We start from the raw sequence: 6121 nt of genomic DNA, 5'->3' as shown, positions 1-6121 counted from the left end.
GGCGAGCGCAGCGAGCAAGCGACCTTGCCCGCTCCCATCCCGCGGCACGGAGCGGCGAGCGGAGCGAGCGCGACGCGGGATACGAAGGGATGACCATGGAAACACGATCGTTCGGACGCACCGGCCTCGATGTGTCCGCCGTCGGCTTCGGCTGCTGGGAGATCGGCGGCGGCTACGGCGACGTCGACGCGAGCGAGTTCGACCGCGCGATCGGGCGCGCGCTCGACCTCGGTGTCAACTGCTTCGACACCGCCGAGGGCTACGGCCTCGGCGCGTCGGAGCGCTCGCTCGCGCAGGCGCTCGGCAGTCGGCGCGACGAGGCGATCATCGTCACGAAGTTCGGCGCGAACTACCGGGACATGCCGAACCATCGCGACAGCAGCGCCGCGCGTGTGCACGCGTCGATCGACAAGAGCCTCGAGAACCTCGGGACCGATCACGTCGACGTGTATCTCGTGCACTGGCCCGACCGGAACACGCCGTTCGAGGAGACCATGAGCGCGCTCGACGACGTCGTGCGTGAAGGCAAGGTGCGCTTCGTCGGGCTCTCGAACTTCAAGCTCGAGGAGATCGAGGCCTGCACGGCCGTGCGCCCCGTCGACGTCGTGCAGTACGGCTGGAACCTCTTCGACCGCCGCATGGATCGCGAGATCCTCCCGTACTGCGCGGAGCACGGCATCGGGTTCATGGCGTACGGGTCGCTCGCCTTCGGACTGCTCACCGGCACGTTCTCCGAGGACGAGGACTTCGGGACCGCCGACTGGCGCGCGCGGCAGGGCAACATGGGCGTGATCAAGATGTTCGCGGCGCTGTTCGGACCCGAGAAGTTCCGGGACAACGTGCGTGCGGTCGAGGATCTGCGCCCGATCGCCGAGAAGTACGGCAAGAGCCTGCCGCAGCTCGCGCTGCGCTGGGCGACTTCGCATCCGGCCGTGAGCACCTCGCTCGTCGGCTGCCGCACGGTCGCCGAGGTCGAGGACAACGCGGGCGCGGTCGGGTGGACGATCAGCGCCGAGGACCTCGCCGAGATCGACGCCGCGTTCGCGCGGCACGATGTGGACACGAAGCCGGACTTCTGGATCGAAGAGGTGTGACGAGGTGAGTGCCGACGGCGAGCTCGTGGGCAAGGTCGCGATCGTCACCGGGGGCGCGAGCGGGCTCGGGCGCGCCACGGCCGAGCGGTTCGCGGCCGAGGGTGCGAGCGTCGTCATCGCCGACGTTGCCGAAGACGGTGGTGCCGCGGTCGCGGCCGAGCTCGGTCCGTCGGTCGTCGCGATTCGCACCGACGTCGCGTCCGCCGACGACGTGCAGGCGGCCGTCGACCTCGCGGTCTCCCGCTTCGGCGGCCTGCACGTGATGGTGAACAACGCGGGCGTCGGCGGCTCGCCCGCTCGCTTCCTCGACGACGACTTCCGCGACTTCGAGCGCGTGATGGGCGTCAACCTCTTCGGCGTGATGATCGGCACGCAGCGCGCGGCGCGCCATATGGCCGAGCACGGCGGCGGCGCGATCGTGAACACGACGTCGATCGGCGGGATGAACGCGGGCAGCGGTGTGATGGCGTACCGGGCGTCGAAGGCGGCGGTGATCCATCTCACCCGGTCGACCGCGATCGAGCTCGCCGCCCACAACGTACGCGTGAACTGCGTAGCGCCCGCACACATCCCGACCGCGATGAACGCGCGCTTCGACCAGTCGAAGATCGTGCGCGCGATGCAACCGTTGCAGCGCGAAGGGTCGCCGCGCGACGTCGCCGAGGCGATGCTCTACCTCGCGAGCGACCGCGCCGCGCAGATCACCGGCATCGTCCTGCCGGTCGACGGCGGCACGACCGCGGGCCCGCGTCCCCGTCCGATGGGCGAGCTTCTCAACGAAGCGTCGGAGTCGAAGTGACGACCGCGATCTACTCCTGCGACGATCATCTCGACCTGTCGGCGGTACCGCCCGCGGTGTGGGAGTCGCGGTTGGCGCGCGCCGACGCCGAGCGCGGCCCGCGTGTCGTCGCCGGCGACAAGGGTGCGCAGTGGTTGTGCGAAGGCCGCGTGATCGGCCGCAGCGGCATGCCGAAGAATCGCGCCGCGGTCGCGAAGCTCAGCGCGATCGGGCGCGCCGGCATCGACGACGACGGCTACCGCGCGGGCACGCCCGCTTTGCGGCTGCACGACATGGACCGCGACGGCCTCGCCGCGTCGGTGATCTACGGCCCGCTGGCGCTCGGATTTCCAGTCGACGATCCCGCACTCCAGGAGGCGTGCTGCGCGGCGTGGAACGACTGGGCCGTCGACGAGTTCAACGCGGTCGCGCCCGACCGCCTCTGCGTGCTCGCGTTCTTGCCGACGCACTCACCGGAAGCGGCGGCGCGGGAGCTCGAACGCGGCGCGGCGCGCGGTCACCGCGGCGCGATCGTCGGTGTGTTCGACATCGATGTCGGTGATCGCGCGTGGGACCGCTTGTGGGGCGCCGCGCAGGAAACGGGGCTGCCGCTGAGCTTTCACATCCGTGGTGGCACATCGACGCGGTTGAGCTACCGGATCGGGAAGTGGCAGTCGGCGGCGTTCGCGTCACTGCTGCCGCTGCAGCTCGACGAGCCACTCGCGACGATGATCTTCAGCGGCGCGCTCGAGCGTCATCCCGGTCTCACGCTCGTACTCGCGGAGTCGGGGCTCGGATGGCTGCCGTACTTCCTCGCGCGCATGGATCTCGAGTGGGAGGCACTGCGCGAGCGGCTCGACTACGCGCCCGCGATCGCGCCGAGCGACCTGTTCCGCACCCAGGTGTTCGCGACGTTCGAAGAGGAGCCGCTCGCCGAGCGCTTCGTACCGATGCTCGGCGCGGCTTCGTGCATGTGGGCGTCGGACTACCCGCACACCGACAGCACGTTCCCCGACTCGCAGCGCGCGATCGCCGAGACGCTCGGCGCGCTGTCCGACGCCGACCGCCGCGCGATCGTCGCGACGAACTGCGCGCGTCTCTACGGGTTCGCGCATGAGTGAGCAGGTCGTCGGGATCGATCACGTGTCGCTGCCGATGCAGCGCGTCGACGGCGGCCGGCGCGCGAGCGGTACGAGCGTCTACACGCGCGATCCCGACGGCAACCTCGTCGAGCTGCTGACCTACGAGTCCGGTGGCTCGAAATGAGCGTCGTCGCCTCTCGGCGGCGCGGTACCGCGCCCACCCCGCGTCGGGAGCGGCGAGCGAAGCGGGTGCGACCATGAGTATCGCCATTCGCGGCGGCACGGTGGTCGACGGCACGGGCGCGCCCGGGCGGCCGGCCGACGTGCTCGTCGCCGACGGGCGCGTCCGCGCCATCGGGAACGACCTCGGCGCCGACCGTGAGCTCGACGCGTCGGGCTGCGTCGTCGCGCCCGGCTTCATCGACATCCACACGCACTACGACGCGCAGGTGTTCTGGGATCCCGCGCTGCGACCGTCGTCGTATCACGGGGTCACGACGGTGGTCGCGGGCAACTGTGGCTTCACGATCGCGCCGACGCGGCCGGAGCATCATGACGCGATCGTGCACACGCTCGAGAACGTCGAGGACATGGATCCGGCGACGCTCACCGCGGGCATTGTGTGGGACTTCGAGACCTTCCCCGAATACCTCGACCTCGTGCGCGCACGCGGCACCACGCTGAACTTCACCGCCTACATCGGGCACTCCGCGCTGCGGCTCTATGTGCTAGGGGATGCCGCGTACGAGCGCGGCGCGACCACCGACGAGATCGCGCGGATGGCTGCGCTCGTGCGCGAGGGCATCGAGGCCGGCGGGGCCGGGTTCTCGACGAGCTTCTCCTTCGCGCACCGCGGCGTCGACGGCAAGCCGGTGCCGAGCCGCTTCGCCGACGCCGACGAGGTCGACGCGCTGTTCCGCGCCGCCGACGCGACCGGCAAGGGCGTCGTGCTGTTCACGCCCGGGGAGCAATGCGCGTATCGCGACGCCTACACGTGGGCCGCTCGGATCGCGCGCCCGATCATGTATCCGCTGTTCGCGACGCCGAACGGCAAGCATCACGACATGCTCGCGCTGCACGAGCAGGGGCTCGCGCGCAACGCGAAGGTGTGGCCGCAGGTGACGCCGCGTCCGCTGACGCTGCAGTTCACGATGGCCGATGCGTACAGCCTCAACACCGGCCAGGTGTTCGGCGAGCTCATGAAGGTCGGGCGGGCGGTGCGCGTCGCCGCGTACCGGGATCCCGCATGGCGGGCCGCGGCCGCGGCCGACCTCGAGGACTCGCCGATGAAGCCGCGGTGGGAGACGTTCGAGGTGTCGGAGTCGGCGCGGTTCCCGGAGCTCGTCGGCCGGCGCGTCAGCGATGTCGCGCGCGAGCGCAGTCAGAGCCCGCTCGACGTGATGTGCGAGCTCGCGTTGTCCGAAAACCTCGAGACGCGCTTCCGCGCGTACATCGCGAACGACGAACCCGACGCGGTGGGCGCGCTGCTCATGAACGAGCAGGTCGTGCTCGGTCTTTCCGACGCGGGCGCACACGTCGATCAGCTCTGCGACGCGCCACTCCCGACCGACCTGCTCGGCACGTGGGTGCGCGACCGGGGTGTGCTGCCGGTCGAGCGCGCGGTGCGCAAGCTCGCGGGGGAGCCCGCTGATCTCTTCGGCTTCGTCGACCGCGGCTACCTCCGCGAGGGTGCATGGGCCGATGTCTGCGTGTTCGACCCCGACACGGTCGCGCCAGGCCCGACCCGGCGCGTGCGCGACTTTCCGGCCGACGCCGAGCGGCTGACCGCGGAGGAGCCCGTCGGCGTACGGCACGTGCTCGTGAACGGCGTGCCGATCCGGGTCGACGGTGAGCAGCTCGATGTCTTCGACACGCGACCGGGCACGCGACCCGAGATGGCATGAGCGCGCTCGAGCTGCACGCGGAGATCGCGGCGCGCGCGGCGGCCATGCCACCGATCGTCATCGACGACTCGACGTTCGCTGCGGTGCGAGCGGCCACCGCGACGATGTTCGGCGGTGACCCCGTGAGCACCGACACGGTCGAACGCTTGGATCACGTCGTCCACGAGGATCCGCGCGTCGTCGTGCGCGTGCACCGGCCGCGCGGATTGCAGGGTCCGGCCGCGTGCCTCTTCTCGATCCACGGCGGCGGCTACGTGCTCGGTTCCCACGCCATGGACGACTCGTTGCTCGAAGCGTTCGTGAACGAGTTCGGCTGCGTCTGCGTGTCGGTCGAGTACCGGCTCGCGCCCGACTCGCCGTATCCCGGACCGCTCGACGACTGCCTCGCCGGGCTCGAATGGACGGTCGCGCACGCGAACGACCTCGGCGTCGACCCCGATCGCATCGGGCTGATGGGCGTGAGCGCGGGCGGTGGGCTCGCGGCGGCCCTCTCGCTGCTCGCGCGCGATCGCGGCGGACCCCGCATCGCCTCGCTGCTGTTGCAATGCCCGATGCTCGACGACCGCCAGATCACGGAGTCGAGCCGCGCCGACGGGCTCATCGGGTGGTCGCGCGGGGCGAACACCTTCGGCTGGCGGTGCTATCTCGGCGCGCAGTACGGGCGCGCCGACGTACCCGCGTACGCGGCGCCCGCGCGCGCCGGCGACGCCGATCTGGTCGGCCTGCCACCGACGATGGTGATCGCCGGTAGCGCCGACGGCTTCCGCGACGAAGACATCGACTACGCGCTGCGGCTCACGCGTGCCGGCGTGCCGACCGACCTCGTGGTCGTCGCGGGCGCGCCGCACGGCTGCGTGGAGCTGTTCGACGGCACCGAGCCGGCACGACGGTGGTCGCACGCAGTGCGTGAGTGGCTGCGGCCGCGGCTCGACTCCCGCAGTTCGTGAGACCGACGCGCGCGGAGCTCTTCGGTCCCGCGGGTACCCCGCGGGTCGTCGTGGTCGGCGCCGGCTTCGGCGGCATCGCGACGGGCGTCGCGCTCGAACGCGCCGGTATCGACACGTTCACGATCTACGAATCGTCGTCGGGAATCGGCGGTACGTGGTGGGACAACACCTATCCGGGCGCCGAGGTCGACGTCGGCTCGCACCTCTACTGTTTCTCGTTCCGGCCGCACGACTGGACGCGCACCCACGCGCGCCAGCCCGAGCTCCAGCAGTACCTCGAGTCGACGGTCGACGCGCGGGGCCTGCGCGCGCACGT

The 6121-nt window shown here is 71.0% G+C and carries 7 protein-coding genes; all 7 read left to right on the top strand.

Features of this window, described 5'->3' with window-relative positions:
* Positions 1-95 precede the first annotated feature (95 nt).
* Positions 96-1094 (top strand): aldo/keto reductase, encoded by a 999-nt coding sequence (locus VH914_22055; protein HEX4493901.1) that lies wholly within the window; start codon positions 96-98, stop codon positions 1092-1094.
* 4 nt (positions 1095-1098) lie between these two features.
* Positions 1099-1893, top strand: a complete 795-nt coding sequence (locus tag VH914_22050; GenBank protein HEX4493900.1) for an SDR family oxidoreductase — start codon at positions 1099-1101, stop codon at positions 1891-1893.
* Positions 1890-2993, top strand: a complete 1104-nt coding sequence (locus tag VH914_22045) for an amidohydrolase family protein (GenBank protein ID HEX4493899.1) — start codon at positions 1890-1892, stop codon at positions 2991-2993. The genes VH914_22050 and VH914_22045 overlap by 4 nt, the downstream gene beginning before the upstream one ends.
* Positions 2986-3138 (top strand): hypothetical protein, encoded by a 153-nt coding sequence (locus VH914_22040; protein ID HEX4493898.1) that lies wholly within the window; start codon positions 2986-2988, stop codon positions 3136-3138. The genes VH914_22045 and VH914_22040 overlap by 8 nt, the downstream gene beginning before the upstream one ends.
* A gap of 73 nt (positions 3139-3211) precedes the next feature.
* On the top strand, positions 3212-4858 hold the full coding sequence (locus VH914_22035; GenBank protein ID HEX4493897.1) for an amidohydrolase family protein: 1647 nt from the start codon (positions 3212-3214) through the stop codon (positions 4856-4858).
* Positions 4855-5805, top strand: coding sequence for an alpha/beta hydrolase (locus VH914_22030; protein HEX4493896.1), 951 nt, complete (start codon positions 4855-4857; stop codon positions 5803-5805). The genes VH914_22035 and VH914_22030 overlap by 4 nt, the downstream gene beginning before the upstream one ends.
* Positions 5802-6121 (top strand): NAD(P)-binding protein (locus VH914_22025; GenBank protein HEX4493895.1); only part of this gene is annotated, 320 nt, incomplete at its 3' end. The genes VH914_22030 and VH914_22025, both read left to right, overlap by 4 nt.

The sequence above is a fragment of the Acidimicrobiia bacterium genome (genome assembly GCA_036271555.1).
GTDB lineage: Bacteria > Actinomycetota > Acidimicrobiia > IMCC26256 > PALSA-610 > DATBAK01.
This window is presented reverse-complemented; position numbering and strand designations above follow the sequence as displayed.